At 19.8% G+C, this 2,343-nt stretch carries 2 protein-coding genes; both read right to left on the minus strand.

The window, feature by feature from the left end; genetic code table 11:
* Positions 1-19 precede the first annotated feature (19 nt).
* Positions 20-952, minus strand: coding sequence for a nucleotide exchange factor GrpE (locus ACHMP6_RS01780; protein WP_412097815.1), 933 nt, complete (start codon positions 950-952; stop codon positions 20-22).
* A gap of 299 nt (positions 953-1,251) precedes the next feature.
* Complete coding sequence (hrcA, locus tag ACHMP6_RS01785; protein ID WP_412097816.1) at positions 1,252-2,283, minus strand: heat-inducible transcriptional repressor HrcA; 1,032 nt, start codon at positions 2,281-2,283, stop codon at positions 1,252-1,254.
* Positions 2,284-2,343 lie beyond the last annotated feature (60 nt).

Below are 2,343 nucleotides of genomic sequence, written 5' to 3' on the forward strand. Positions count from 1 at the left end.
ATGTTCGTGATACGTGAAATCACTCATAATTAGGCATCATTTCGCGCCCTAAATCCTTATAAACAAAACCTTTTTGAAATTCATCAACAACAATATTATTAGGTTTATTCTTATCTGAAATTTTTTCTATAGAAAAATGAAATTTAGGATCGAATTGTTTTCCAATTGTTTCAATCTCTCTAACTCCATCTTTTTTCAGAATATCCTGAATTTGTTGATTTATCATTTGAAATCCTAACAAAAATCTTTTTAATAAGGAATCTTCTTCTTTATTTTTAGAATCATCTAAAACTTTCGTTAACTGTTCTAAAGGAACTAAAATCTCACGAATCAATTCTAAAGAAGAATATTTTATAGAAATTTCTTTTTCTTTTTGAATTCTTTTTCGAAAATTTTCTAAATCTGCTTGATATTTTAATTTATTATCAATCATTTCTTTTTGCAATTTAGAAAATTTTTCTTCCAAAATAGCATTATCTTGTTTTAATTTCATAATAATATCTTCAAAATTAATTTCTTTTTCTTTAGCATTTTTAGAAATATTTTCATCTTCAATTTCTTTTTCTTTTTCCTCATGTTCATCACAAGAACAAGATGATTTATTTTTTTCAGATTTATCGTTAATACTGCAACCGCAATTATCAAAATTATCTTTTTCATCACAAAAACAAAAATTTTTATCTTCTTTTTTATTTAAATCTTTGTCTTTTATGCTTTCTTTCTTTAAATCTGGTTTTTGTATATTATCTTTATTCAATTCTTTTTCTTGTATATTATCTTTACTCAAATCGTTGTCTTTAGAATCTTTTATTGAAAAAGATTTTTTTTGATCATTTTCCTTATCTTCAGAAATATTATTTTTTTTTTCACAAAAATCATTTTTTTTTTGTTCTTTTGGAACTTCTTGATTATTAAGATTTTTTTTTATGTCTTTAAATATTTTTTTATCCATTTAAAATTTTAAAACTCCTTTTTAAATTTAAATATTCAAATTTTTTTATTTAAAAATTATATATTGTATATTTTTTTAATGATTTTCATTTAAAATTAATTTTTTGATTCCAAATTTAATAATAAAAACATAAGAATTAAAAAAGTAAAATATATTTAATATTTTTTGTTTTAAAAAATTAAATATAAAAAATAAAAAAATATAAAAAACAATAAATTTTGTTTTAATTTTTTTTTATTATGTCTTTTTCAGAAAAAATAAAAATTATATATAAAGAAAAAAATAAATTAAATATATTTTCAAATCATATATAAATTAGATAAATGAGCAGATAAATATTCAAGAATAGGAATTATTTCTTGATATTCCATTATAATTGGCCCTAAAATAGCAATTATTCCTTTTTCATTTTCATTTATATCATAAGGGATAGAAACAATAATAAATTTCCGATAAGGTATAAGGCTTATTTGGTTAGCTAATCGACAGAGAACACCCTTAGAATCAAAAAAAACTTTATTAAATTCTTTATTATCCAGCATTTGTATAATATCTTTAATAGTTTTAATATCTTCGTTTTTAGAATAATTAAAAAAATTATGAAGTCCATAAATTTGAAAATCATTAGTAAAAAAATTATAAAAAGTATCAATTAAAGATTGTATTAATTTCTCTTGATTAGGTTTTTTATAAAAAAACATAATTTTTTCTTTAAAATAATTGCTATTAACAATTTCTAAAGCTTGAAATAAATATTTATTAACTAAGAAATTATTAAAAATAAGAACAATTTTATACAAATCTTGAAAAGTAAAATCTTTATATTGTTTTAAAAAAATATTTTGATTTTGTACATTTCCTTTATCTGTTATAAGAAAAATCACTGCTTGTTCAGGATTCACTAAAATTAGACTAATTTTAATAATTTTACTTGTTTTAAAAAAATTAGGTTTTATACTCATAGTTACATAATTAGTTAAATTACATAACAATTTTAAAACATCCTTAATAATTCTTTCTTTATTAAAACTATTCTTTTCAAGAATATCTTCAAACAAAGAAATTATTTGAAGAGTTTTTTTTTGTTCACGAGTCATTAAATTATTTAAATAAAAAACATAACCCTTTAAAGAAGGAATTCTTCCACTAGATTTATGATTTTTTTCCAAATATCCTTTTTTTTCTAATTGCATCATATCATAACGAATTGTAGCGCTAGAAAAATTCAAATAAGATATTTTTGATAATAATTCAGAACTTATCGGTTTAGCTTCCTTGGAGTAATTTTCAACAACAGCTTTTAAAATTAATCTTTTTCTGTTAGAAAGCAAATTAGGATAGAATTAGACCGTTTTTCTATTACTAGATATTAATCTAAGCCCCCCACACCA

The sequence above is a fragment of the Candidatus Phytoplasma palmae genome (genome assembly GCF_046896035.1).
Classification (GTDB): domain Bacteria; phylum Bacillota_I; class Bacilli_A; order Acholeplasmatales; family Acholeplasmataceae; genus Phytoplasma; species Phytoplasma palmae.